This is a genomic window from Kitasatospora sp. NBC_01300 (genome assembly GCF_041435235.1).
GTDB lineage: Bacteria > Actinomycetota > Actinomycetes > Streptomycetales > Streptomycetaceae > Kitasatospora.
This window is the reverse complement of record NZ_CP108408.1, coordinates 775022-799154: the sequence shown is the minus strand read 5'-3', so window position 1 is coordinate 799154 and position 24133 is coordinate 775022. Positions and strand designations below refer to the sequence as shown.

General features: G+C 71.3%; 21 protein-coding genes. 4 read left to right on the top strand and 17 right to left on the bottom strand.

Annotated elements, in window-relative coordinates:
- Nucleotides 1-111 precede the first annotated feature (111 nt).
- On the top strand, nt 112-2580 hold the full coding sequence (locus OG556_RS03525) for a SpoIIE family protein phosphatase (RefSeq protein ID WP_371515796.1): 2469 nt from the start codon (nt 112-114) through the stop codon (nt 2578-2580).
- 39 nt (nt 2581-2619) lie between these two features.
- Here OG556_RS03525 and sph read toward each other — a convergent pair whose 3' ends face one another.
- The 3 genes from sph to OG556_RS03510 all read right to left on the bottom strand — a co-directional run bounded on the left by sph (nt 2620) and on the right by OG556_RS03510 (nt 4845).
- Nucleotides 2620-3615 (bottom strand): sphingomyelin phosphodiesterase, encoded by a 996-nt coding sequence (gene sph, locus OG556_RS03520; protein ID WP_371515795.1) that lies wholly within the window; start codon nt 3613-3615, stop codon nt 2620-2622.
- Nucleotides 3616-3803: 188 nt separating this feature from the next.
- Nucleotides 3804-4016, bottom strand: a complete 213-nt coding sequence (locus tag OG556_RS03515) for a DUF397 domain-containing protein (protein WP_371515794.1) — start codon at nt 4014-4016, stop codon at nt 3804-3806.
- Between the two features lie 10 nt (nt 4017-4026).
- The gene (locus tag OG556_RS03510; protein WP_371515793.1) at nt 4027-4845 is read right to left on the bottom strand and encodes a helix-turn-helix domain-containing protein; all 819 of its coding nucleotides are present in this window, start codon (nt 4843-4845) and stop codon (nt 4027-4029) included.
- A 134-nt stretch (nt 4846-4979) separates the two neighbouring features.
- On the opposite strand from OG556_RS03510, the gene OG556_RS03505 reads away from it, so the two are divergent.
- Entirely contained in the window at nt 4980-5243 is a 264-nt protein-coding gene (locus tag OG556_RS03505; RefSeq protein ID WP_063346205.1) for a hypothetical protein, read from the top strand.
- Complete coding sequence (locus OG556_RS03500; RefSeq protein ID WP_371515792.1) at nt 5240-5413, top strand: hypothetical protein; 174 nt, start codon at nt 5240-5242, stop codon at nt 5411-5413. The genes OG556_RS03505 and OG556_RS03500 overlap by 4 nt, the downstream gene beginning before the upstream one ends.
- Nucleotides 5414-5642: 229 nt before the next feature.
- Here the strand turns inward: OG556_RS03500 and OG556_RS03495 are convergent, their stop codons facing one another.
- The 10 genes from OG556_RS03495 to OG556_RS03450 form a co-directional block, all read right to left on the bottom strand.
- Nucleotides 5643-6446 (bottom strand): thiopeptide-type bacteriocin biosynthesis protein, encoded by an 804-nt coding sequence (locus OG556_RS03495; RefSeq protein WP_371515791.1) that lies wholly within the window; start codon nt 6444-6446, stop codon nt 5643-5645.
- Nucleotides 6447-6469: 23 nt separating this feature from the next.
- Nucleotides 6470-7669, bottom strand: coding sequence for a lanthionine synthetase C family protein (locus tag OG556_RS03490; protein ID WP_371515790.1), 1200 nt, complete (start codon nt 7667-7669; stop codon nt 6470-6472).
- Nucleotides 7666-10737, bottom strand: a complete 3072-nt coding sequence (locus OG556_RS03485; RefSeq protein ID WP_371515789.1) for a lantibiotic dehydratase — start codon at nt 10735-10737, stop codon at nt 7666-7668. The genes OG556_RS03490 and OG556_RS03485 overlap by 4 nt, the downstream gene beginning before the upstream one ends.
- Before the next feature lie 82 nt (nt 10738-10819).
- Complete coding sequence (locus OG556_RS03480; protein WP_371515788.1) at nt 10820-11029, bottom strand: FxLD family lanthipeptide; 210 nt, start codon at nt 11027-11029, stop codon at nt 10820-10822.
- A 61-nt stretch (nt 11030-11090) separates the two neighbouring features.
- Nucleotides 11091-12305 (bottom strand): methyltransferase, FxLD system, encoded by a 1215-nt coding sequence (fxlM, locus tag OG556_RS03475; RefSeq protein WP_371515787.1) that lies wholly within the window; start codon nt 12303-12305, stop codon nt 11091-11093.
- A gap of 232 nt (nt 12306-12537) precedes the next feature.
- Nucleotides 12538-13389, bottom strand: a complete 852-nt coding sequence (locus OG556_RS03470) for a helix-turn-helix domain-containing protein (RefSeq protein WP_371515786.1) — start codon at nt 13387-13389, stop codon at nt 12538-12540.
- 22 nt (nt 13390-13411) lie between these two features.
- Nucleotides 13412-13918, bottom strand: coding sequence for a DUF6879 family protein (locus OG556_RS03465; RefSeq protein ID WP_371515785.1), 507 nt, complete (start codon nt 13916-13918; stop codon nt 13412-13414).
- Nucleotides 13908-14165, bottom strand: coding sequence for a hypothetical protein (locus OG556_RS03460; protein ID WP_350879744.1), 258 nt, complete (start codon nt 14163-14165; stop codon nt 13908-13910). Before OG556_RS03460 ends, OG556_RS03465 begins: the two co-directional genes overlap by 11 nt.
- Before the next feature lie 502 nt (nt 14166-14667).
- Nucleotides 14668-14880 (bottom strand): DUF397 domain-containing protein, encoded by a 213-nt coding sequence (locus OG556_RS03455; protein WP_371515784.1) that lies wholly within the window; start codon nt 14878-14880, stop codon nt 14668-14670.
- 97 nt (nt 14881-14977) lie between these two features.
- Nucleotides 14978-15826 carry a patatin-like phospholipase family protein gene (locus tag OG556_RS03450; protein WP_371515783.1) on the bottom strand — a complete coding sequence of 283 codons (849 nt, stop codon included), beginning with the start codon at nt 15824-15826 and terminating at the stop codon, nt 14978-14980.
- An 84-nt stretch (nt 15827-15910) separates the two neighbouring features.
- On the opposite strand from OG556_RS03450, the gene OG556_RS03445 reads away from it, so the two are divergent.
- Nucleotides 15911-16471 (top strand): TetR family transcriptional regulator, encoded by a 561-nt coding sequence (locus tag OG556_RS03445; protein WP_371515782.1) that lies wholly within the window; start codon nt 15911-15913, stop codon nt 16469-16471.
- Between the two features lie 86 nt (nt 16472-16557).
- Here OG556_RS03445 and OG556_RS03440 read toward each other — a convergent pair whose 3' ends face one another.
- From OG556_RS03440 to OG556_RS03425, 4 genes are all read right to left on the bottom strand, one after another.
- Nucleotides 16558-17856 (bottom strand): CynX/NimT family MFS transporter, encoded by a 1299-nt coding sequence (locus OG556_RS03440; RefSeq protein WP_371515781.1) that lies wholly within the window; start codon nt 17854-17856, stop codon nt 16558-16560.
- 193 nt (nt 17857-18049) lie between these two features.
- Nucleotides 18050-21562: a carboxylic acid reductase gene (car, locus tag OG556_RS03435; protein ID WP_371515780.1), complete on the bottom strand. Its 3513-nt coding sequence runs from the start codon at nt 21560-21562 to the stop codon at nt 18050-18052.
- A gap of 59 nt (nt 21563-21621) precedes the next feature.
- Nucleotides 21622-22347: a FadR/GntR family transcriptional regulator gene (locus OG556_RS03430; RefSeq protein WP_371515779.1), complete on the bottom strand. Its 726-nt coding sequence runs from the start codon at nt 22345-22347 to the stop codon at nt 21622-21624.
- Nucleotides 22348-22494: 147 nt separating this feature from the next.
- Nucleotides 22495-24102 (bottom strand): MFS transporter, encoded by a 1608-nt coding sequence (locus tag OG556_RS03425; RefSeq protein ID WP_371515778.1) that lies wholly within the window; start codon nt 24100-24102, stop codon nt 22495-22497.
- Between the last annotated feature and the right edge of the window lie 31 nt (nt 24103-24133).

The following is a 24133-nucleotide window of genomic DNA, read 5'->3' as shown; positions in this document are numbered from 1 at the left end:
CCAAGGGGTCGCCGGGCGGCCGATGTCCGTGCAGTCTGGAGAAGAATCCCGGCCGGCACGGACCGTGAGGCCCCCGGCCGGGCACGAGCCGAACCGGGGTGCTGCCTGATCATGCACGGAAACGAGTGGGACGTGACCTCCGCCGCCGGCCCCGCACCGGGCGGCACCCCCGTACGCCCCGAAGGCCACCGACTCGTCCCGCTCGCGACGGCCCTGCTCCAGGGCGACGGCCTGATCCTGCACTGGAGCGAGGACGCCGAGGCGCTGCTCGGCTACTCCGCCGAGGAGGCCGTCGGCAGCTACGCCGCCCAACTGCTCACCGACGGCACCGACCGCCCCGAGGTGCTGTCCCTGTTCGCCCACATCATGGGCGGCTCCACCGGCTGGTCCGGCGTCTTCCCGGTCCGCCACCGCGACGGCCACAAGGTCGACCTGGAGTTCCGCACCTACCCGATCGCCGGCCCGGCCGGCACCCTGCTGCTGCTCGCCACCGCCTCCGACATCCGCGCCCTCCAGGCCGTCGAGGCCGACCTCGCCGTCCTCGACGGCGTCTTCGACCGCTCGCCGATCGGCATGGCCGTCTACGACACCGAGCTGCGCTACGTCCGGCTCAACGAGGCGCTCGCCCGGATGAACGGCGTCCCCGTCGCCGCCCACCTCGGCCGCCGGATACCCGCGGTGCTGCCCGGCATCAACAGCGTCGAGATCGAGCAGACCATGCGGCAGGTGCTCAGGAGCGGCAAGCCCGTGGTGGACGCCCGCTCCCACGGCCGGGTGCCCGGGGACCCGAAGCGCGACCGCGCCTGGTCCGCCTCCTACTTCCGGCTGGAGGACTCCACCGGCCGGGTCTTCGGCGTCTGCTCCTCGATCATCGACGTCACCGAGCGCTTCCAGGCCGAGGCCCGCGCCGCCCGCGCCCAGGAGCGGCTCGCCACCATCGCCGAGGCGACGGCCCGGATCGGCACCACCCTCGACCTCCAGCGCACCGCCGAGGAGCTGATCGAGGCCGTCGTCCCCCGGTTCGCCGACTTCGCCACCGTCGACCTGCTGGAACCGGTGCTGCGCGGCGCCGAACCCACCCCCATCCCCTCCGACCGGACGGTCACCCTGCGCGCCGTCGCGGTCGGCGAGTCCTACGAGTCGGGCCTCGCGCACGCCGTCGACACCGTCGGCGAGACCTCCGAGTACGCCCCCGACCGCAGCTACACCCAGTGCCTGCGCAGCGGCCGCCCCCTGCTGCGCGCCCATGTGGACGCCGAGGTGCTGCGCGGCCTGGTCTCCAGCGAGGACCGGGTCGAGCCCGGCATCGCGGCGGGCATCCACTCGTACCTGATGGTGCCGCTCACCGCCCGGGGCATGGTGCTCGGCGGCTCCGAGTTCATCCGGATGCGCAACTCCGAGCCGTTCAGCGACGCCGACGTGGCGCTCGCCGAGGAACTGGTCGCCCGCACCGCGCTGGCCATCGACAACGCCCGGCTCTACCGGCGCGAGCGGGAGACGGCGCTCACCCTCCAGCGCAGCCTGCTGCCGCAGGAGATCCACCGCACCCTGGGCCTGGAGATCGCCTACCGCTACCTGCCCAGCAGCGTGGTCAGCGAGGTCGGCGGCGACTGGTTCGACGTCGTGCCGCTGTCCTGCGGCCGGGTCGCCCTGGTGGTCGGCGACGTGATGGGCCACGGCATCCGGGCCGCCGCCACCATGGGCCAGCTGCGCACCGTCGCCCGCACGCTCGCCACCCTCGACATGCCGCCCGAGCAGGTCCTGACACGCCTGGACGAGACCGCCTCGGGCATCGGCGAGGGCCAGTTCGCCACCTGCATCTGCGCCGTCTACGACCCGCTGGAGCGCACCGTCCAGATCGCCTCGGCCGGCCACCTGCCGCCGGTCAAGGTCGCCCCCGACGGCACCACCAGCCGGGTCGAGGTGCCGCCCGGCGTGCCGCTGGGCGTCGGCGGGGTGGCCTTCGAGTCGATCGAGTTCACCCTGCCCGAGGGCGGCATGGTCACCCTCTACACCGACGGCCTGGTCGAGCGGCGCGGCCAGGACCTCGACGACGGCATCGACCTGCTGGCCGACACCCTCGCCGGGCCCGGCCGCACCCTGGAGGAGAACTGCGACGCCGTCCTCGGCGCCCTCGTCACCGACGGCACCGAGGACGACATCGCGATGATCATGGCGCGGGTGCTGCCGCTGCCCGCCGACCGGATCGCCACCCTCCCGCTCACCGGCGGCGGCCGGCTGCCCGGCCAGGCCCGCCGCTTCACCCGCGCCACCCTGGACGCCTGGGGCCTGACCGCGCTCTCCGACTACGCCGAACTGCTGGTCAGCGAGCTGGTCACGAACGCCCTGCTGCACGCCGGGGCCCCGCGGCGGCTGCGGCTGTTCCGCGACCGGGTGCTCACCCTGGAGGTCTCCGACGCCGGCGGGGCGGCCCCGCAGCTGCGCCCCTTCGCCGAGCAGGACGAGGGCGGGCGCGGCATGTTCCTGGTCAGCGAGCTGGCCCAGCGCTGGGGAAGCCGGCTGACCAGGGACGGCAAGGTGGTCTGGGCGGAGCTGGAACTGCCCTTCGGGGCTGCCTAGTTCCCCGCGGGTCAGTCCCTGGCCAGTGCGCTTCCCCGGTCAGTGCGCGGCGAGCGGGTAGTGGTCGGAGAGGTCGGTGTAGGTGTAGCTCTTGCCCCAACTGCTCACCGTCCACGGCGCGCTGTGCGTGCGCAGGACCTGGTTGGTGTACTGCTGCGGGCGGGCGTGGTCGGCCCGGTAGAGCACGTAGTCCAGGTCCTCCTTGGGCTCGCCCGGGTAGCGGTAGGCGGCGATGGAGTTGTCGGCGGTGTCGAAGGAGTACGGCCAGCCGGTGCGGGCGGAGGCCGGCGCCAGGTTGGCGTTGTCCAGCAGGGCCTGGTACTCGGAGCCGTGCGAGTCGATGTTGAGGTCGCCGGCGAGCAGGATCGGCTCGTTCGCCGGGATCTGCTTGGCGTCCAGGAAGCCGCGCATGGCCGTGAGCTGCTTGGCCCGGATGGCGGCCGGCTGGCCGCTGGAGCAGCCCGAGTCGGTGGACTGCAGGTGGGTGCCGACCACGTGGGTGCGCTGGCCGTTGACGTTCAGGACGGCGTAGACGAAGCCCTTGTTCGAGAAGTAGTCCGAGCCGCAGGCGTCCTTGAAGACGTACTGCTCCTTGCGCAGGATCGGCCACTTGCTGAGCAGCGTCACGCCGCCGTCCTCGGGAGTGGCGGAGCTGTAGCTGCCGGAGGTCGCGTCCCAGCCGCTGGTGGAGCGGCCGACGACCGGGGTGTGGTACGGGTAGGCGGCCGAGGCCTTGGCGGTCAGGGCGTCGGAGGCCGCGTTGTCGAAGGCCTCCTCCAGGACGACCACGTCGTGACCTTGGAAGAAGTCCGCCGAGGCGATCGCCTGCGCCCGGTACTGCTGGCCCCAGTTGGGGTAGAGGGTCGTGCTCATCAGGAACGTGTTGTACGTGAGGACGTCCAGCGCGGGCGCGGTGACCGGGGCGCTCTCGGTCGTGGCGCCGGTGGCAGCCGTGGCGGGGGCGGTGGCGAGCGCGCCGAGCACGGCGGCGGCAGCGCAGGCGGCGGCGGCCTTGCGGAGGGACGACAGCGGCATTGGGGCTCCGTGAGGGTATGACGTGAACGCGACGGTCAGCGGATGTTGTACATCCAACGTTGCCGCCCGCACGGTGCACAAGACCGCGCACGAGCATTCGGTGAACGCAGTTGAAACACTGTCACCACCCAGAACGCGCGAGCCCCACTACCCGCCGTGGGTAGTGGGGCTCGCGAGAGTCGTGCGCGTCAGACCTCGCCGAACTCGCCGGCCCGGACGGCGGCGACGAACGATGACCAGGCGTCGGCGGGGAAGACGAGGGCAGGACCCTCGGGGTCCTTGGAGTCACGGACGGGCGTCAGGCCAGGGAAGTTCGGAGCTACCTCAACGCAAGTGCCACCGTTGTTGCTGTAGCTGGACTTGAACCATGTGGCGCCGGATAGGTCTACAGGGGCGATCATGATGTTCCTCTCACGCCTTGCACTTTCGGATCAGCTCCAGTGACGCAGCCTTCGAGAGCGCTTCCACTTGGAGCTGGTGGCATTCCCGCTCCCAGGCTTGAGCAGTCTCGGCGTCCCGCGAGAGGAAGCCGCGCAGCTGGCACTCCGAGTATGCCAGGAGTTTGCGATCCGCCAGGGTCAGCAAGGTAACAACCATCGTGAACGGCAGCTCTTCTGCAAGAGAGAACGGCGCCACTTGGATCGTGATGTTCGGACGAGTGGCGAGGTCTTCAAGGTGCGCAAGCTGCCGAGCCATGACCTTGCGCCCGCCCACCGGTCGGAGGAGGGCGCCCTCGTCCAGGACGAAGTGGAGCCGGGGCGCAGGCTGCCGGTCAAGTAGTTTCTGGCGCGTGGCAAGGAAGTCGAGCCGATCCGCAGCCTGCTCCTCGGTGACGCTGCCACGCCGCACGGCGGCCGAGGCGAAGGCTGCGGCGTACTCCATTGTCTGCGCCAGACCTGGCACGATGCCCAGTTCGAAGTGGTTGATGCTCAAGGCCTTCGCTTCTTGCTGGGCGTACTCGGGAAACCCTTCCAGCAACGATGAGCCGCTGAGACTCCAGTACGTCAGTTCTAGTGTTCCACCGGCATCAAGAGCCCGGTCGGCTTGTACGACCCAGTCGAGTGTGGGACTGCGTGTCCCTCGTTCGAGGTTGGAGATCTGACTGTCGCTCAAGTTCGTCATCACCCCGAGGTCGGTCTGCGTGAGCCCCGCCGCCTTGCGCAGCCTGCGGAGTTGTGCGCCGAAGGCCTTGAGGGGCGATGCGGACGGGTCCAGTTCGGTCTCGCGCATGATCAGACCTCCGTTGCATTCCGTATCCCACAGGGGATTTCGTCAAGTGGAGAACCCTTCCGATCGTAGAGGCTGTCGCGCCACCATGGCTACACCAAGTGACACGCCAAGAGCGAAGCGCTACGGAGACCCCCATGCCCGAAAACCCGAAATCCGCGCTGCCCGACTTCGTCCGCAACGAGGTGGTGCGGGACCTGAAGCACCGAGACGACGACGGCAAGCCGAAGGAGGGGGTCTTCATGGAGATCCTCTGCGGGGCGGCCTTCCTGAGGCCGCTCGGCGGGGGGTGCGAGTGGACGACCAGGCCCGATCAGCTGCGACGGTGCGACCCCAGGGAGATCGCGCCGGGCACGGGCAGCAACTCCCAGCGTCGGCCGATGTTTCCGGAGCCGGCGTGACCTCGGGGGAGATGCTGCTCGCCGGGCTGCACCTCAGCTCGTTGGCGGCCGGCGGCTTCACCGCCGTGGCGGGGACGACGCAACGAAACGCGATCGAGCCGACCACCGAGCTGGCCGCCGATCCGCCGGTTCAACACCCGTGCAGCTGCGGCACGTTCATGCCGGACTGACAACACGCTCCCGCCGCCGCGCCGCGAGTTCTCATCCCGCGCGGTGGCGGGGTCAACGCCCGTCCGTGACAGGTGGTCACGGACGGGCGCCGGCAGGAAGACCTCCCCTGCCGGCCGGCTCCGAGGGCACGTTGGCGCCAGACCCTCGCCGAGCCACATCGCTCCCCGCCGGAATCGCCGCTCCGGCGGGGAGCGGCCGTCCCTCGATCACCGGTCGGTGGAGTCGAGATCACGTTCCTAGAACAACGTCTTTGGCTGCCAGAGCCAGAACGCTCTGGGCCGAGTAGGGGAGCCCGATGCGATTCCAGTGGAAGATCACGTGATGGGTGATCACCGCGCGCAGGCCTCGGACAAGTCGGCCCTCGGACCACAGTAGGTACAGCGCGTGGCCCGTCTCCTCGGCGGCGTCCAACCAGGTCGTGCTGAGGTCTGCGGACTCGTCGGAGACCGAGATGAGTCCCGACCGGGGATCGGCAACGAGCAACTGGCGCACGGCGTCCCGGAGCTCGCGCATCTGGTCTTCGGTCGCGTCACCGGTGTTCGGCCGGTTCTCTGCCACGCGGGCCCAGACGTCGCCTTGCTCGTACCAGTCGAGGCCGGCGCCGCGCATCAGCGCCGCGCACAGCAGCACCGACAGCTCCCGGCGGCGGTCCGGGCCGGGGAGTCGCAGGTAGTCCAGGACGTGTTGGCTGTCCTGGTGGAAGAACTGGTGGGCGGTGTTCATCGCCTGCTGGCCGCCGAAGGCGTGGATTTCGGGCTCGTAGGTCTTCTCAACCCAGCTTTCGACGGCACCGTGCTCCCGCATGGTTGCCAGTGCGCCCATCACCACGGCCTTGGCTGCGGCGGTGGCGGCCTGGTTCGTGGAGTTGTACCGCAGCCGCCACTCGCCCTTGCGGATGAAGAACCAGGACTCCACCGGCCCGGTGCCCGTCGCCCGCAGCGCATCCCCGAGGTGGTCGGACGCCGCCTGCTCGGCGCGGTGGCGGTCCGCGAACCGGATGTCCACCTGTTGCCACAGGTGTCCGTCGTCCATCACCATCCCCTTTCGCCGGTCTGTCAGTTGAGCAGGAGACAGCTGTCCCATCCGGTGGCCGGAGCGGTTCCCGTCGCGGTGTGCAGGGCCAGCGTGAGCCCGGCCGAACCGTCCAGGAACCCAGAGTGGGGGACCTGCGGGCCGCTGACCAGGTACGGCAGCAGAGCGGCCAACCGCTCGGTGATCTCGGGGCCGTCCGCGTCGGCGGCGACGCGGACGGCGGCCTGGAACAGCCCGGCCCAGCCGTGACACAGACCGCCGTCGGTGATCCGTGCCAGCTGGGCCGGGTCGGCGAGGCAGTCGAGCAGCGCGGTCTCGGCGAGCCGCTGGCGGGCAGGGTCGTCGGTGGCCTGTCCGGCGAGCTGTTGGGCGCGGGCCAGCCCCGGGGTGCCGTAGCACCAGGACGGCCGCATGGGTGCCTGTTGGTGGACGACGCCGGTTCGATGCTCGTCCAGGGTGATCCACTCCGGCCACCATGCCCCGGTGGTGGTGCGTTGCTGCCACTGGTCGAGCCAGTTGCAGATCCGGCCGATCGCCTGGGCGTGGCCGTCCACCGTGATCCCGCGCTTCATGGCCAGGCTCAGCAATGCGAGGGGCCCGGCGATGCCGTGGGCCGTGCCCTGGTTGGCGTGGCCGTCAGGGAACTGCGGCGAGAGTTCGCCGGAGGGAGCCAGGTCGGTCCACCAGCCGGGCAAGCCGTACGGGGGCACACCGATCGGTTCGGTCAGGCGCACCAGATAGGCGAGCACATCGCGGAGCACCTGGCCGTGCGGATCTCGGCGAAGGTGGTGGGCTCCGAGCCCGGTCAGGCCGTAGATCAGATCGAACTCGGCGAGGGCGGGCCGCTGGCGGCGGTCGATGCGGGCGTGAGCCGCCTTCAGCCGCTCCCGGGTCACGGCGGTGGTGGCGGAGTCCAGCACCGTGAGTGCCCGGTCGTAACGACCGGGGTGAGCTGCGCCGTGGAAGGTGAAGGCGAGGGCCGGGGCGCCGTAGAAGAGCGTGGCGTGCTCGCCGGTCTCCGCACCTTCGCGGATCGAGGCGGCAAGCCAGTGGTGCGCGGTATCCCAGCTGCCCCGGCCGGCGGCGGCGCGCTCGACGGCCAGCAGCGCGAGGGCGGCGGTGCCGCGGATCAGCGACTGCGGGTCGAGATCGTCGTCGACGTCAGGGTGCACCACCTCCTCGGCAAGGCGGTCCGCCGCGACTTCGGAGACGCTCGCGGTCACCGTTGACTCCTTCCGATCCGGTTTGTCCAGGAGAGCGCGACTGCTCGGGCGAGGCGGTTGGCCGCGCGTTCGCCGTCGCGGTCCAGGCCGTGGGTGCGGATGTGGTGCAGGTGCAGCAGGGTCGGCAGTACCTCGCCGGCCTCAAGGCCGCCGGTGGCCGCCAGACGGTCGCGGTAGGCCGCGAGCGCCAACCGGCGCTCTTCCCAAAGCTGGAGAAGTCCGGGATCGAGCAGGGTGACGCGGGTGTCCGGGGCGGCCAGCTGGACGGCCTCGGCGAGCACCGCCCGGCCCAGCGGTTCCTTGTGGCCGGTGCTGATGTGGTTGACGAGCCAGTTCATCCCGGTCGGGGCGTCACCCAGGAAGGCGGTCGCCAGGTCTAGGAAGCTTGCGGCCGTCAGCGCGCCGGGGTCGGTGTGGCCGTTCGTGGCGGTGAGCTGGGCGACGGCGGCGGCGGAGTCGGCGACGAACACCCGCTCGGCCGCCGCCATCGCCTCGTTGCCGCCGAAGCGACCGGACTCCGGAAGGTAGGTATCGAACTGGAGGCGTCCGACCAGGCCCAGCCCGCGCAGGCACACGGCCCAGGCGCCAACCCGGGCGGCGACGGGCCCGAAGTCCTCGGGGCCGCCGAGTCGCAGCCGCAGCCGCAGGTGGTGCTCGGGATCGGCGTAGCGCAGGAACCACCATCGGGGCCGCTCGTCGAAGCCGTCCAGAAGTTCCGGCAGATGGGCGGTGAGGATCTGCGCCTGGCGGGCAGGGTGGCCGTACACCTTGGCGTACAGCCACGTTGAGTGGCCGGGCAGGTGCCCTCGGACGGTTCCGACCGCCTTCCGGTGGACGCGGCGCGGGCGACCGGGCGGGGTGGTGGCGCTCAGCGGCAGGACGATCTCGTGCGTCCGGTCGTCCAGCCAGCCGTCGTCGTCCGGTTCGCCGGCCTCGGTCAGCACGGCTGTTCCTCGTTGGTCGAGGTGGGCGCGCAGCAACGCGAGGTGGGCGGGCTCGTCAAGATCCAGCCGCAGCTGGAGGCCGTTGTCGTCCAGCTGCACGAGGTCGGGCACGCGTAGCCGCGCCCGCCAGCCGTCCACCGCAGCGGCCCAACGTGGCCACGCTTCGCCGTGAACGGGCAGTCCGGCAGAGGCGAGGGTCCAGCGAGCGGGGGAGAGCACGGTCCGGCCGTACCGGATTCGGGGCAGGAACGGCAGCTCGTCGCCCGCACCCCAGTAGAACGCCTGGAAGGTGGCGGTGTGAGAGCGGACCAATTCGCACAGGAACCGGGCGACGGGCTGAGTGTGGTGGAGGAAGTCCACCGCGATCATCACGGTGGGCTCGACCGAGCGGCCGGTCGAGAGGGAGACGAGCCGCAGACGGGAGCCGTCGCTGGTGACCGCCAGGTCGTCCAAGGGGATTGTCCGATCACCCGCCGGGGCGTGCTCGGCGAGCGGAATCACGGTGGGCAGCACGGCGGGGGAGCGATGGACGTTGCCGGTGCGCACGTACATCGGTGGACCGGACACCTGGGCCAGCACCGCGCCCTCGTCCATCGTTGCCAACCGCGCGTAGGCGGCGGCCATGCGGTCCCGGTCCGCCGGGTCGAACAGATGGAGGAAGCGGCCGGCAGTCGCCCCAGCGGCCCGCATCGCACCGAGCACGACCAGCCGGAACGCCCCGCTGTCCAGAGCCGCGTGTGAGGCAGCCTGGAGACGGAACGACAGCTCGACGTGAGGCGTCGGCTGGGCGTTTGCGCTGCCGTCGACGGCGAGTTCGGCCACCGCCCGATCGTCCAGCACCACTTCGCTCCGGCCGTCGATCGCGGCACACTGCGCCAGGGCCAGGAGCCGGCGGTCACGCCGGGACACATCCGATGCGGGCTTCTTGAGGAGCGAACCGCGGTAGGTCGCAGGGAAGCCGAGCCCCGTGTCGGCGTGGACCAGGTCGGTTACGGGGATCAGCGCACCGGGCCCGTAGCGCTCCACGAACTGCTGGTGGTAGGCCCCCCACACCGAGCTGCCGAACGGGAACGGCGTCAACCGGGCCAGCACCCCGGCTGCGGCTGCGGCCTCACGGGCGACTTCCTCCGGTAGCGTGATCGCGCAGTCCAGCCGAAGGTCGGTCATCAACGGCTGAGCCACCGAGCTGCACGAGGCCCGCATGCGGTCGACGGCATGCCGACCGATGCGGCGCCGGTCGGCATCGGTTGCGGTGTTGTGCGCAGCCAGGGCCTCGCTGATCCCGCGGAGTCCGTCCAGCAGGATCTGCGCCTGGGGCAGATCCTTGGCGCCGGCGCGCTCCAGCTGCTCCACGAGGTGGCTGAGTGGATCGGTGACGGTGGCCGGTGCGTGCAGGGCGGTGATCAGGAACCGCTGCTGGATGAGGCCGGCCAGTACGCCGGTGATCGCGGCAGTCGGCGCGTCGGGGAATCCGGCAGCCAGCAGCTCGCCGAGTTCGCGCACCGTCAGTGGGGTGCGGGCAGTGGCCATCACCGATTGGACGGGCCGACTGTGGCGCACGGCGACCTCCGACGGGCTGATGTCGTCGTTGCCGTCGGTGCTGGGCTGGAGCGGCAGTACCAGACGCTCGTCTCGGACGAAGCACAGGTTGTTCGCCACCACCGGTAACTGCTCCCGCAGTTCGGGTATCGCCTCCAGCTGCCGGATCGTCTCGTCCAACCACGCCGCGTCCGGCCTCGCCGAGGCGCGGTGCTCACCGCCCCAGTGGGTGGTGCTGTGCGACCCGAGGCCGACGGGTGCCACCCCGGCGAACAGACCGAACGGGGTGGCACGGCCGGTGAGCCTGAGCAGATACCGGACGGTGGACAGTACGGTCCGCCGAAGGTGCCGCTCAGACAGAGGACGACCGTCGCAGACCTGCCCGATGTGCTCGGCCAAACCGGGGCTGGCCACCTCGATAGCCTCGACGACCGTGGGAAGCTCCCGGACCTGGCACAGCCAGTCCCGCCAGTGCTCGGCCTGGCCGGGAGTCCGGTCCTCGCCCAGATGCGGCCACGGCGGCAGCCGCAGACCGGCGGGGTGGGAGACGGCCCGGATCAGGGCCGCATCGACGTGCTCGTACAACGTGCCACCTCGTGATTCTCCGCAGCCCCGGCCCGGTGCTCCAGGCGCACCGGGCCGGACGTGACCACTTGATGCAGGTGGATCAGGCGAGGATCAGGCCGCCCTCGCCGCCGCCACCACCGCCCTCGCCGCCGCCGCCACCACCGCCGTTGCCGCCCCCACCGCCGGCACCGCTGGCGCACGCCGGGCAGGTGCTGCCGCAGCCGTCGTCGGTGCTGCGCATGATCGCCGACAGGACGTTGGTGTTGCGGACGATCGACACGTCGAGGTCGAACTCGGTCGTGCTGTCCATGACCTTGTTGGCCACTGTTGATCCCCTCTTTGCGTAGTGGTGATCAGGAGCACCTGGTCCCTCAGCAGGGCCAGGAGACGGTGAACCGGGTGTGTTTCTTGTCGATGACCAGGCTCCCGGGAAGCTGGTCGTCGGGAGTGCCCACCGGGTAGGCGCTGATGACCGGGGCCGCGCCGTTGCGGTGGCGGCTGTTCCAGGCGTTGATCTGATCGACCACCCTGGCGGCCAGGCCCTCGGCGTCGGCGCCGTGTCCGTACACGCCGAACTCGTGGCGGTCCGGGCCCAGCTGCCGCAGCACGACGTAGGCGAAGGTGCCGTCGCAGAACACCGCCGAGCTTCCCCAGGGACGGGCTTGGACGATCCCCTCCGCCACGGCAGAGTCGTGTGCCGTCAGCAGGCAGAAGCCGGGCAGGGTGGTCGCCAGGAACATGTCCAGGTCATCGAAGGGTTCCTGGTCGCGGACGGTGACCCCGGTCCACGCTTCCACCCGTGGCTGCTTCAGTGCGGCGGCCAGAAGAGCGCCGTTGGCCTGCTGCCCGTCGTCCACCCGGAGAGCCACCGTGTCGTCGTGCAGGTAGACCACCTCTTCACCGAAGGCGCCGGCTCCCTGCATCGCGACGAATCCGGCCCGCTCGATCGACCGGCTGACCAGGTGACCGCCGTCCAGCTGGAAGGCCACCGAGCGGTTGAGGCTGCGGATTCGGATCGGCACGACGATCCGGCCGCCCGGGGCCAGCTGCTCCCACCACGCGGCCGGGATGTCCCATGCTCCGACGGTGACCACGATGCGGTCGAACGGTGCGTGCTTCGGGGCGCCGAACTCGCCGTCGGCGAGCACCACGTTCACTCGCCCGTACCCGGCCTCCGGCAGGAACCGCTTGGCACGGTCGATGACGAACGGGTCGATGTCCATCGTGGTGACCTCGCCGGCCTCGCCGACCAGCTCCGCGATGTACGCGGCGTTCACCCCTCCCGAACCGATCTCCAGAACGCGCATGCCCGGCTGGATGTCGGCCTGCTCCAGCATGAACGCCTGGATGCGGGGCGCGGAGACCGTGCTGATTGCAAGGCCACGCTCATCGCGCTTGGTCACGATGGGCTGGTTCGAGTAGACCTCCTCTACAGGAGCCTCGGGGGCGAAGACGTGGCGGGGGACGGCTCGGAAAGCGTCCGCTACCCGATCGGTGCGGATCGCGTTGAGGTCACGCAGCTGGTCGATGAGAGCCGCACTCAGCGACCCGAAGGGAGTGACGATCTTGTCACTTTCGGTGGTCATGTCGGGGAGCTTAGGCACTGCGGTCCCTTCGGTTGGGCACGTGCGGGTGATCTCCTGCGATGCAAAGCATTGAGGCGTGGCACGGTGCGAGACTGGGCGCCCGCGAGGTCGGCGCGAGCCGATGCGCCGTGTGTGTCGAGCTCTCCACCCAAGTGGTCGCGGCCTGAGTGGCACCAACGACGGTAGGGAGTAACCAGTCGACCACTCAACGCACTTGCATCTGATTGCAGATTTAGTCGAGAGAGTCCAGCGCGTTCGTGATCAACTGTCGGGCCTTCGCTCCGTGGACCGCGAGTTCACCAAGTTCCGCGAAGGCGCGGCCGTACATCGCGATCTCGCTGGGCTGGGTAACGGTGAGGTAGCCGGAAACCAGCTCGACGCTGACTTGTGCGGTGTCGTAGATCCAGAACCCTTCGACAGGCCAGGCCCTTTCGCGATCCGACCGGAAGGGGATCACGCCGAGGCTGACCGTCGGGAGCCGGCCGATCGTCAGCAGGTGTCGGAGCTGGAACGCCATCACCTCGGGCCCGCCGAGTCCGCTCCGAAGGACGCTCTCCTCGATCAGCAGCACGAAGCGGTGGTTGCCGTCGTGGACGACACGCTGCCGGGCCATGCGCTCTTCCACCGCAGCGGGTACGTCGTCCACCAGGCCGCGGCGGTCGCGGATCGCGGACAGGATGGCGGTGGTGTAGCCACGGGTCTGCACGAGCCCCGGAAGAATCCACGGGGCGTAGGCGCGGAAGCGCTGAGTCCGCTCGTAGAGGGGGCGTACCGATTCCTGGGCGGCTCGAAGCCCGGTGCGCTCCATGCGCCGCCACTCCAGGAACATGGAGTCCGCCGCGCGGCTCTTGGCGATCAGATCGGCGGCTTGGTCCTCAGCTCCGCAGGCGGCGCACCACGCCCTGATATCGGAGTCGGACGGCGCCGTCTTCGCATTGATGATGCGACTGGTCTTGGCGGCGTTCCAGCCGCACAGGGCCGCCAGCTCTTGCCCTTGAAGCCCAGCGTCCAGCATCAGTTCACGGAGGCGGTCCGCGACGGCCTTCTGTGCGGCCTGAGCGCTGGAGGACGGAGATGTGGGCATTGGCTGACGGCCTGGCGTTGGATCAGATCTCGTACTGCTCGTGGTCGATGGCGCGGCTCCAAACTGAATCGAAGGCGGAGCTGCACAGCTTCACCACCGCGGGATCGGTGGTCGTCTCCATGTCCGGATCGGCCCACTGCCCGTTGCCCGTGAAGTGGTTGAACAGGGCCACTCGGTCATCGAACAGCCAGAAGTCCACGCCGGGCAGTGCGAGGTCCGTGGTGTTCCGGCGGGGCAGCCAACGAACCTGCTCGCCGGCGGCGATGTTCGGGAACGTCACGTCGTACTCGTACCGGATGTAGTCGTGCACCGGCTCCGAGACGACCCGTGCGCGGCGGAACTCCACGCCGCGGGCGGCAGCGGTGGCGACGGTGTCACACCACGGGCGCCACCACGAAGCCCGGTCCTCCCGGTTGATGCGGTAGCCCTGCTGCCAGCGGATGAACTCGGGGTCGTCCAGCATGTAGGAGTCGCGGAGTTCGAGGTGCAGCGCGGAGCGCCGGGCGCCTGCCAGGGCCTCAAGAAACATCGGGGTCCTCGTCGTCGGGCCGGGGAATGAACTGGATCATGTTCTGTGGAAGGCGAAACACGCCCTCGTGGGGCGGGACATCGGTGGTGTGCCCGGGGATGGAACCCACCTCCTGGGCCCTCTTGATGGTCGCCTCGTCAGCGAACCAGGACTGGATGATCAGGTCCCCCGTCTCCTCCTCCAGCCAGATGGTCGGCGATCCGTTGTCGGGGGTGTTCGGCCAGATCCCCAGAAACCTTAGAGCCACGGTGCCCTCCCGTACCAAGCCGGTTGCGCGTTCTTGCAAGCCAGGTAACCAGTCTGGTTGCCGTCGAAACTCCGGGGGGCAGAACGGCCCGAAGTGGTCGTCCCCGTTCGGGGCTCCAGCTATCGGGGTTTGCGTACGTGCCCGGAGAACTCGTCGACATCGGACACTGGCACTCCGCAGACTCGCGGGGCCGTCTCCGTCGAGGGCGTTGAGGAGGAGCGTCTTCTTGCCCCAGAGGGCGGGGCCGCAGGCGTCGCCCACCCAGGCGTACGGAACGTGGGCGGCCCGATCTCTCTACCGCAGGGAGGTCGATCAACTGCGGGAACAGCCCACCGGGGGCGCCGAGATGGAGTGACAGCCGGGCGCGGGGCATTCATCGATGACGACCGCATGCGCATTCCGCGCCAACCGGGGCCCGGCTCAGCCAGGCGGGCCTATGCGTCGACCCGATGCGCGAGCCCCACTGCCCGTCGTGGGCAGTGGGGCTCCGACAAGGTGCGCGTCAGGCCTTGCCGAACTCGCCGGCCCGGACGGCGGCGACGAACGAGGACCAGGCGTCGGTGGGGAAGACGAGGGCGGGGCCCTCGGGGTCCTTGGAGTCGCGGACGGGAGCGAGGTGGGGGATGCCGGTGGCGACCTCCACGCAGTCACCACCGTTGTTGGAGTGTGAGGACTTGATCCAGGAAGCGCCGGACAGGTCTGCGCGGTCACTCATGACTGGAATTCCTTTCGGGCCCGATGGCGAACTGCCAGGTGTAGTAGGGCTACCCCGGCGGCAAGACGGACAGGCGTTGGCGATCAGCGATCAGTGGTCAGCCCGCGTCGACTTCCGCCCTCCACATGGTGCGGAGCTGCGCGTCGACGTCGTCGGCCTGGCGGAGGCCCGCCTGGTAGGCCGGTTCCCAGGCCGCCAGGTCGCCCGGGTCCGAGCCGAAAGCTCGCACCGAGGCCGGGTCGGGGCCGATGGTCACCACGGTGTCCGCCCCCACTGCCGCCAGCTGCTGGTCGAGCGGTTCCCGGGGGAACAGGTGGGCCATCGGCTCGACCACGACCAGCTTGCGGGCTCCAGTGGCGAGATCGGCGTTGGGGCCCGCGCGCAGCGCGCCGTCCATGTACCGCAGGCCGTCGATGGCGACGGGCGGTGCGGCTCCGGGGAAGGCACTGCTCGCCGCCACCGCGTGCACCAGCGGCACGCCGCTGTCGCGGTCCCACACCACGGGCTCACCGGTGGTGGCGCAGACGGCGGCGATCAGCAGCCGTCGCTCCGGCCACGCGTCCGCGCCGATCAGGGCGGCGCGCCCCGCGATCAGCGCCTCCTCGGCCTGGGGGTCGACGCCGTCGAGCGCGAGGCGGCCGACGCGACGCCTCGCCTCTGCGGGGTCCAGGCTGCGGTCGCCGAGTACGGCGAACACCGCGCCCATCCGCTCGGGGTCGGGCTTGACCCGGTGGGCGGCCTGGCGAGTCGAGGAAGCGAGCCGCCCCGGGTCCTGCCCGGTGGCGAGCAGCGCTCCGACGATCGAGCCGGCTGACGTGCCGACGATCAGGTCGGCCTCGCCCAGATCGACGCTGTTGCGGCGCAACCCGTAGGCCAGTCCGGCCGTCCAGGCCGTGCCGACGTGACTTCCGGGGCCCAGGACGAGCGCGCGGTCGACGGTGTGCATGCGGTCTCCCCTCGTTATTGAAACAGTCGTACCATATACTCGCCAATGCCGTTTCAACTCCGATGCGCCGAAGGGAGATCCGCCGTGGGGCGACCCGCCGACCCCGCCCGTCGCGAGCGCACGCTGGCCCGGGCGACCGACTACGTGCTGGCGCACGGCCTGGCCGGGCTGAGCCTGCGACCACTGGCCGCAGCCCTCGACACCAGTCCACGGATGCTGCTCTACGACTTCGGCAGCAAACAGGAGTTGGTCGCGGCGGTCCTCGCCGAGGCCCGCCGCCGGGGCGCGGTGCGTCTGGCCGGGAACCCTCCGCAGACGAAGGGCTCCGTGCGGGAGCGGCTGCGGGGCATCTGGGGGTGGATGAGCGCGGACGAACGCGCGCCGTTCGTCCGGCTGTTCTTCGAGGTGCACGCCGACGGCCTGGTCCACCCCGAGAACTACCCCGACCAGGCCGAGGCGATCACGGACTGGTTCGACACTCTCGGCGCCACCTTCCGGGACGTCTCCACCGGCCCTGACGACACCGTCACGCCCACGCTGGTCATGGCCGTCATCCGGGGTCTGCTGTTCGACCTCACGACCACCGGCGACCGTCGGCGCACCGATCTCGCGCTGGACCGCTTCGCCGAACTCCTGGGGCGGTGAACGCGCGAGAGCGGTGAACGCGCAAGAGGCGTGACGGGCGAGTGGCGTGACGGACAAGGCTGCGTGCGGTGACGGTGACGGTGACGTCAGCGAGGCCGCGGAAGGCGCACGTGCCGGTCCTGCCCCGCGCCGTACCCGGCCGCCGCCATGGCGATGCCGAGGACGACCAGAACGATGAGCGGAAGCGTCCAACTGCCCGTGCTGTCGTGCAGGATGCCGAGGAGGAGCGGGCCGGCCGCCGCCACGAGGTAGCCGATGGACTGCGCCATGCCGGCCAGTGCCGCGGCCTCGCCGGAGCTGCCGGCGCGTTCGCTCTGGAAGGTCAGTGCGAGGACGAGGCAGGCGCCGCCGCCCAGCCCGAGCAGGGTGCACGCCACGACGGACAGCGCGGGGGCGGACACCAGCACGGTGAAGCCGCCGGCCACGGTGACCGAGGCCCCGGCCGCCGTCCACCGCTGGTCGTGGCGGCCCCGGGTGAGCAGGGGCAGCAGGCCGCTGGTCGCCAGGGAGATCAGCTGGTAGTAGAAGAGCATCCATCCGGCCGCGGTGCTGCTCGTGCCGTGGTGGATCAGGATGCTGGGCAGCCACGCGACGGCGGTGTAGAAGGCCAGGGACTGCAGGCCCATGAACATGCTGACCTGCCAGGCCAGTCCTGACCGCCAGGGGGCCGGACTGCGGGTTGTGCCGGTGGAGGCCCGCGCCCCGTCGCCCCGCATCCGGGGCAGCCAGACGAGGAGCGCCGCGACGGTGAAGGCGATGCCCCAGGCCAGCGCGGTGTGCCAGGAACCCGGCAGGGAGTGGGAGAGCGGGGCGGAGATCCCGGAGGAGACGGCGGCCGTGATGCCCATGACGGTGACGTAGAGCGCGCTGATGCCCTGGATGCGGTGGGCGGGCACGCTGCGCCTGATCATGGCGGGCAGCAGCACGTTGCCGAACGCGATGGCGGCGGAGAGGATCACCGTCCCGGCGAACAGGCAGCTCACGGAGGGCAGCGACCGGACCACCGTTCCGACGGCCAGCGCGCCGAGGGCCGCCACCAGCAGGCGCGCGCTGCCGAACCGGTGGGAGGCCCGGGCCACCAGAGGCGACGTCGCGGCGAACGTCAGCAGGGGGAGGGTGCTCAGCAGCCCGCCCCAGCTCGCCGTCAGGCCGCTGCCCTGCTCGATCGCCGGCAGCAGGGTGCCGACGCCGGTGAGGCTGGTCCGCAGGTTGGCCGCCACGAGGCAGATCGCGAGGACGAGCCCGATCGACACCGCGGGCCGCGTGCTGTCGGTGGCCGCCGGCTCGGAGACGGAGTTCGGTCCGGAGGCGGAGTCCGGCCCGGAGGCGGAGTCCGGCCCGGAGGCGGAGTGCTGACGGGGCGTCGAGGACAGTTGTGGACTCATTGCTGCTCCGTCGCCGGTGATGTCTGGACCTCGCGGTCGTGGGTGATGCGTTGCATGGAGGCAGCCTATACAAACATCAGACATTTGAACATCGGACGTTTCCGGGCCTGAAGTGGCCTCGGTTCCGGCCGCCCGGCACGCGGTACGCCACCGGCGGGTGCGGAGGTGGGTGCGAAGGAGGAGGGCGGACCGGCTACAGCAGGTGCTGCGCCCGGAGGTCCGCCACGTACTTGGTGATCAGGTCCCGCGACAGGTGCGGGATGTCGTTGTCCTCGTTGAGGGCGGCGGCCCGGACCGCCGCGCGGAACCGGTCCGCCGGCAGGGCGGATCCGGGCAGCGGCTCCGACGGCGTGGCGAAGGCGTGCAGCAGGGGGAGCAGCGAGTGCTGTCGCTGGCGGTCGGGCAGGGCGCGTATGGCGCTCTCGAAGCGGTCGAGCCACTCGTCGTAGTCGTGGATGCGCGTCAGCTGGTGTCCGGCGGCCACCAGCCAGTCGACGAAGGTGTCGAGGGAGATTCCGTCCTCGTGCGGGTTCACGATGTTGAAGGTCCGGTACCCCTCCCGGGTGTCGTCGCCCAGCGCGGCGACGGCCTGCGCGGTGAAGTCCACGGGCAGCGCGTCGTAGTGGCCGCCGCCGTCACCGGTGCCCCGGGCGTAGAAGCTGCCGGGGGCGATGCCGGTCGCCAGCAGGCTCAGCAGGAGGCGGGTGAACACGTCCGGGACGTTCAGCTGCCCCCGGTAGCGCGGGTGGGCGAGGATCAGGTTCGAGCGGAACACGGCGACCGGGAGGCCGAACGCGTCGTGCGCCTCGCGCAGCAGTACCTCGCCCGCCCACTTGCTGGCCGCGTAGCCGTTCGCGTAGCCGCTGCCGAGGTCGCGCGTCCCGCAGGCGGTGCGGATGTCCGCGTCCTCGTCGGCTGCGGCCGCGGAGTCGAAGACGACGGCGACCGTCGACAGGTAGGTGAACTGTTTGGCCCTGGAGGTGACCGCGAGCCTGATCAGTTCGGCGGTGCCCAGCACGTTGGGGCCGAACAGCTGGTCGTAGGGCAGGACGTGGTTGACGAGTGCCGCCGGGTGGACGATCAGGTCCACGGTGTCGGCCAGCCGCTGCCAGGTCTCCCGGTCGAGCCCGAGGTCGCGCTCCCCGACGTCGCCGGCGACCACCTCCAGGTGCGCGGCGGCCAGGCCGTGGTAGCGCCGGAGGAGCTCCGGGTCGCCGCTGTCGAAGGCCGCGTCGAGCCGCGCCCGGGCCGACTCGTCGGTGGCGCCGCGGACCACGCAGACCAGTGTGCCGCCGCGCTGCGCGACGCGCTCCAGCCATTCGAGGCACAGGAAGCGGCCCAGGTAGCCGTTGGCGCCGGTGAGCAGGACGGTCCGCGCCTCGGGCAGCGGGCCCCTCGGCCTGCCGGTCCGCGTCCCGGTCCCCGGGTCGAGGAACGCGTCCAGGGTCAGGTCGCCCGCCAGGAGCCGCGTCGCGCCCGGTCCGTGGACCTGGTCGGCGGTCGGGCGCCGGTCGCCCGACGCGAGGGCGTTCTCGATGTGGTCGGCCACCCGCTGGAGCGTGTTGACCGGGTTGATGACGACGTCGACGGGGACGTCGACGCGGTAGACCTCCTTGAGCAGTTGGGAGAACGACAGCGCGGAGAGGCTGTCACCGCCGAGTTCGAGGAAGCGCGTCCCGGGGTGGACATCGTCCTGCCGGCTGCCGAGCAGCGCGCGGGCGGCCTGGCACACGGTCTCCGGTACGGGCCGGGACGGGCCGAGCCGGCGCAGTGCCCGGAGTTCGTCGCCCTCGCGCTCGGTCAGCTCGGCGTACAGGGCTTCGAGGCGCTCGCCGTAGCGCTTCGCCAGCGCGGGGCGCAGCAGCTTGCGCACGCCGGAGAGCAACCCGTTCTGCTGGCTGAACGGCTCGGTCTCGATGAGGAAGTCCCGTGGGATCTCGTACGAGTTGAGGCCCGCCTCGGTGGCGAGGCGGTGCAGGGACTCTCGCAGGAGCGACCTGAGGCGCGGGCCGTCCCCGGCGGCGAGGTCGAGCGCCTCCTGGGTGGGCACGATGACCGCGAGCAGGTAGGCGCGGGCGCTGTTGCCGTACACGAAGGCCTGCCGGACGAGCGGACTGTCGGTGAAGAGGGCTTCCAGCCGGGAGGTGGCCACGAACTCGCCCTGCGACAGTTTGAGGACGTTGGAACGGCGGTCGACGTACACGAACTCGTCGGGGCCGGTGAGGGCCACGATGTCGCCCGTGCGGTAGAAGCCGTCCTCGTCGAAGACCTGGGCGGTGGCGTCCGGCTGCTGGAAGTAGCCGGGAACGAGGCGTTCCGACTTGACCAGCAGTTCGCCCCTGGGGTGCGGGGAGTCGGTGCGGAAGTACCCCAGCTCGGGCACGTCCGCCAGCCGGTGGTCGGTCACCGGCGGGCGCAGTACCCGGCCGTCGAGCGAGACCAGCCCGGCTTCCGTCGACCCGTAGCCGTTGAACACCCTGATCTGCAGGCAGCTCTCCAGGAACGCCGCCAGCTCCGCGCTCATCGGGGCCGAGCCGTAGGTGGCCCACAGGAGGCGGCCGCCGAGGGTCTTCTCCCGCAGCTCCTCCTTCGCGCGGTCCGCCTGCGCGGCGGTGTCGCCCCCCGCCTCGCTCCGGTAGCGCTCGAAGAGCATGTCGCAGATGCGGGGCACCAGGATGAACTCGGTGGGCCGGACCAGGGAGAGGTCCTCGAAGAGGGTCGACAGGTCGCTCGACGCCACGAAGTGGGCGGTGCCCCCCTTGGCGAGCGTGCCGAACAGCACGCCCCGTCCCATCATGTGGCTCAGGGGCAGGTAGTTGAGCACGATGGACGGCTGCGGCCCCTGGCCGGGCACGAAGTCGATCCAGAAGTGCTTGACGAGACGTTCGGTGTACACGGCGCCCTTGGGGGTGCCGGTGCTCCCCGAGGTGTAGATCAGCGCGCTGAGCGTGTCGGCCGTCGAGCCCTCGGGGGCCCGGGGGAGCGGCGGCAGGCTCCTGCCCCGCTCGACGACCGACGCCAGCGCGTCCAGGGTGACGCCCCGGCCCTGCGCCGCGAGCCGTCCGCGGGCGGAGTCCAGTGCCTCCTGGTGGTCGGTGACCTCCGGGCGGTGGCCGAGCACGACGATCCTGCCCAGTGACGGGGCGTCCGCCGCGATCCGGAGCGCGACGTCCAGGTGTGCCACGTCCACCGCCAGCAGACGCGGTCCGGTCTGCGCGACGACGGGGGCCAGGTGTTCCGCCGAGGCGCCGGCCTGGAGGGGGACGACCACCGCGCCGGAGCGGACGCAGGCGAGGTCCAGCACGGCGTACTCGGGGCTGGTGGAGCCGAGGACGGCGACGAAGTCGCCCGGGCCCACGGCGTGGTCGGGGTGGTGGCGCCACTCGGAGGCCACCGCGCCGACGCGCTCCCACAGTTCGCCGTAGGTGACGGTGTCGAACCGGTCCAGGAGGCGCAGGGTGGTGCGGCCGCTGTCCGGGTCGGTCACCGGCTCGGTGGCGCGCTCGCCCAGGGCGGGGCGGTCCGCGTACCCCTCCATCACCGTGGCCACGAGGTCGGCGAGCGGCAGGCCCGGCCGCCGGATCGCCTCGCTGACGGAGTCCAGGGGTGCGGCGGCGCGGAACTGCGGATCCGTCGCGTACAGGTGGGCGGTGCGCTGGGCGGTGCGTGCGTCGAGGTCGTCGGCCGGGGGCGGTAAGACGGGCATCGGTGTTCTCCTCGTTCTCCTCTACGGCCTCGAAGGCCTGGGCAACGGGCGGGCGGTCCTCATTCTTCGGTGGAGGCCGGGCCGGTGGAAGTGAGTGGTGCCTGGACCTCGTGGTCGTGGGTGAGCCGGACGATCGCCGCCGCCGCGGTGCGGGCGCCGTTCTCGTCCTGGGCCTCGATCGCGTCGACGAGTCGCCGGTGCAGGCCGGCGTGCTCCTCGGCGGCGGTGGCGTCCCAGGACAGGCCTCCCAGGGCGGAGGTGAGGGCCGTGCCGAGGTAGTCGTAGACCTCGATCAGGAGGTCGTTCCCGCTCGCCCGGACGACGGCCCGGTGGAACAGCGCGTCGACGCTCATGGCCGCGGACCTGTCCTCGCCGGCGCAGGCCGCGTCGGCGTCGGCCAGCAGTTCCCTGAGCTGGTGCAGCTGGTCCTCGCTGCGCCGCAGGGCGGCGGCCCCCGAGGCGTACTCCTCGAGGACGGTGCGCAGTTCGAGGACGTTGTCCCGCCGCGCGGAGCTCGCCCGCCGCACCATGACCGACTGGAGCTCGCTCGACGCGCGGACGTAGGTGCCGTCCCCGGCCCGGGGTTCCAGCAGGCCGAGGTGCACGAGCGCGCCGATCGCCTCGCGCAGCGTGCTGCGTCCGACCCCGAGCTCCTCGACGAGGACCTGCTCCGGCGGGATCCGCGTCCCCACCGGCCAGCCGCCCGCCTCGATGTGCGAGCGGAGGCTGTCCACGAGCTGCGCGGACAGGCTGGCCGTCCTACGCGGTGTGCTGATGCGTGTCATGGGGGCAGCCTATACAAACATCAGACATTTGAACATCGCATGCTCCTGCGCCAGGGCCGCCCCGGTTCCGTTCGCCCGGCCCGCGATACGCCACCGGCGGGAACGGCCGTGGCCGTTCCCGCCGGTGGCAGGGGGAGTCGGGCGTGCTTACGCGTCGACCTTCTCCGACTTCTGCGGGTTCTGCGGCTTCTCCGGAGCGGGCACCTCGACCGCGGTGGCCGTAGTGACCTCGGCGACCGCGCTGGTCGGGGTGTCCAGGCCGCGCAGCAGCCGCCAGGCCATCGCGGCCGCGCCGATCAGCAGGACGGCGGCCAGCAGGCCGGCGCTGTTCATGCCGTGCGTGAAGGACTCCCGGGCGCTCGCCAGCAGCGGCTCCGCGACGCCCTGCGGCAGTGCGTGCGCCGTCTCGACCGCCGCGCCCAGCGACTCGCCGGCCCGCGCCGCGGCCGCCGGGTCCGTCCCGGCCGGGACGACGAGGCCGCCGGCGTAGATCGAGCCGACCACCGAGCCGACCAGCGCGATGCCGAGCGCGGTGCCCAGCTCGTACGCCGTCTCCGAGACCGCCGAGGCCGCGCCGGCCTTGTCGGCGGGTGAGGCGCTCAGCACCAGGTCGGCGCCGAGCGTGTAGACCACGCCCTCCGCCGTCCCGACCAGCAGGAAGGAGGCGGCCAGCAGCAGGTACGTGGTGTCCTGCTGGAGCCAGCCGAGCATGCCCACGCCGAGGCCCATGGCCAGCAGGCAGCCGGTCAGCGCCGCCCGGGCGCCGGTGCGCCGCACCAGCCGGGCCGTCAGCAGACCGCCGACGACGGCGCCGACGAAGGCCGGCAGCTCGGCCATCCCGGCCCGCAGCGGCTCGTAGCCGCGCACCAGCTGGAGGTACTGCGAGGTCACGAAGACCACCCCGGACAGGCCGATCAGGGCGATCAGCGAGGCCAGCACGGCGGCGGTGAACCGCCGGTCGCGGAACAGCCGCACGTCCAGCAGCGGGGTCTCCAGCCGCAGCTGGCGGCGGACGAAGACGGTCAGCGCGGTGACGCCCAGCACGAAGGCGACCGGGACGTCCCAGCGCGCCACGCCGTGCGCGGCGGCCTCCTTGATCGCGTAGACCGTGCCGATCACCCCGGCCATCGACAGGGCGACGCTCAGCACGTCCCAGCGGCCCGGCTTCGGGTCCTTGGACTCCGGCAGCAGCCAGGCGCCGAGCACCAGCAGCAGGAGCAGGATCGGGATGTTCAGCAGGAACACCGAACCCCACCAGAAGTGCTCCAGCAGCACCCCGCCGACCACCGGCCCGAGCGCGGCGCCGGCGGTGGCGGCCGCGCCCCAGATGCCGATCGCGGTGGCCCGCTCCCGGTCGTCCGGGAAGAGGCCGCGGATCAGCGACAGGGTCGAGGGCATGATCGTCGCGCCGGCGACGCCGAGCAGCGCGCGGGCCAGGATCAGCCAGCCGGCGCTGGGCGCGTAGGCGGCGAGCAGCGAGGCGGCGCCGAAGGCGGCCGCGCCGATCAGCAGCAGCTTCTTGCGGCCGATCCGGTCGCTGAGCGAGCCCATGCTGACGAGCAGGCCGGCCAGGACGAAGGAGTAGGAATCGCCGATCCAGAGCAGCTGGGTGCCGCTGGGCTCCAGCGTCTCGCTGATGGAGGGGATGGCGAGGGACAGGACGGTCGCGTCGAGGGCGACCACGGTGACGGCCAGGACGAGGACGGCGAGGCCGGTCCAGCGCTGGCGGGGGCTGGCAAGGACGGTACTGCTCATGCGCCCACCTCGCTTCGCTCGGCAGGCGCTT

What these genes read in the sequence shown, in the direction of transcription:
- OG556_RS03525 (WP_371515796.1), top strand. Translation starts at nt 112, where the DNA reads ATGCACGGAAACGAGTGGGACGTGACCTCCGCCGCCGGCCCCGCACCG.
- sph (WP_371515795.1), bottom strand. Translation starts at nt 3,615, where the DNA reads ATGCCGCTGTCGTCCCTCCGCAAGGCCGCCGCCGCCTGCGCTGCCGCC.
- OG556_RS03515 (WP_371515794.1), bottom strand. Translation starts at nt 4,016, where the DNA reads ATGATCGCCCCTGTAGACCTATCCGGCGCCACATGGTTCAAGTCCAGC.
- OG556_RS03510 (WP_371515793.1), bottom strand. Translation starts at nt 4,845, where the DNA reads ATGCGCGAGACCGAACTGGACCCGTCCGCATCGCCCCTCAAGGCCTTC.
- OG556_RS03505 (WP_063346205.1), top strand. Translation starts at nt 4,980, where the DNA reads ATGCCCGAAAACCCGAAATCCGCGCTGCCCGACTTCGTCCGCAACGAG.
- OG556_RS03495 (WP_371515791.1), bottom strand. Translation starts at nt 6,446, where the DNA reads ATGGACGACGGACACCTGTGGCAACAGGTGGACATCCGGTTCGCGGAC.
- OG556_RS03480 (WP_371515788.1), bottom strand. Translation starts at nt 11,029, where the DNA reads ATGGACAGCACGACCGAGTTCGACCTCGACGTGTCGATCGTCCGCAAC.
- fxlM (WP_371515787.1), bottom strand. Translation starts at nt 12,305, where the DNA reads ATGACCACCGAAAGTGACAAGATCGTCACTCCCTTCGGGTCGCTGAGT.
- OG556_RS03470 (WP_371515786.1), bottom strand. Translation starts at nt 13,389, where the DNA reads ATGCCCACATCTCCGTCCTCCAGCGCTCAGGCCGCACAGAAGGCCGTC.
- OG556_RS03465 (WP_371515785.1), bottom strand. Translation starts at nt 13,918, where the DNA reads ATGTTTCTTGAGGCCCTGGCAGGCGCCCGGCGCTCCGCGCTGCACCTC.
- OG556_RS03455 (WP_371515784.1), bottom strand. Translation starts at nt 14,880, where the DNA reads ATGAGTGACCGCGCAGACCTGTCCGGCGCTTCCTGGATCAAGTCCTCA.
- OG556_RS03450 (WP_371515783.1), bottom strand. Translation starts at nt 15,826, where the DNA reads ATGCACACCGTCGACCGCGCGCTCGTCCTGGGCCCCGGAAGTCACGTC.
- OG556_RS03440 (WP_371515781.1), bottom strand. Translation starts at nt 17,856, where the DNA reads ATGAGTCCACAACTGTCCTCGACGCCCCGTCAGCACTCCGCCTCCGGG.
- car (WP_371515780.1), bottom strand. Translation starts at nt 21,562, where the DNA reads ATGCCCGTCTTACCGCCCCCGGCCGACGACCTCGACGCACGCACCGCC.
- OG556_RS03430 (WP_371515779.1), bottom strand. Translation starts at nt 22,347, where the DNA reads ATGACACGCATCAGCACACCGCGTAGGACGGCCAGCCTGTCCGCGCAG.
- OG556_RS03425 (WP_371515778.1), bottom strand. Translation starts at nt 24,102, where the DNA reads ATGAGCAGTACCGTCCTTGCCAGCCCCCGCCAGCGCTGGACCGGCCTC.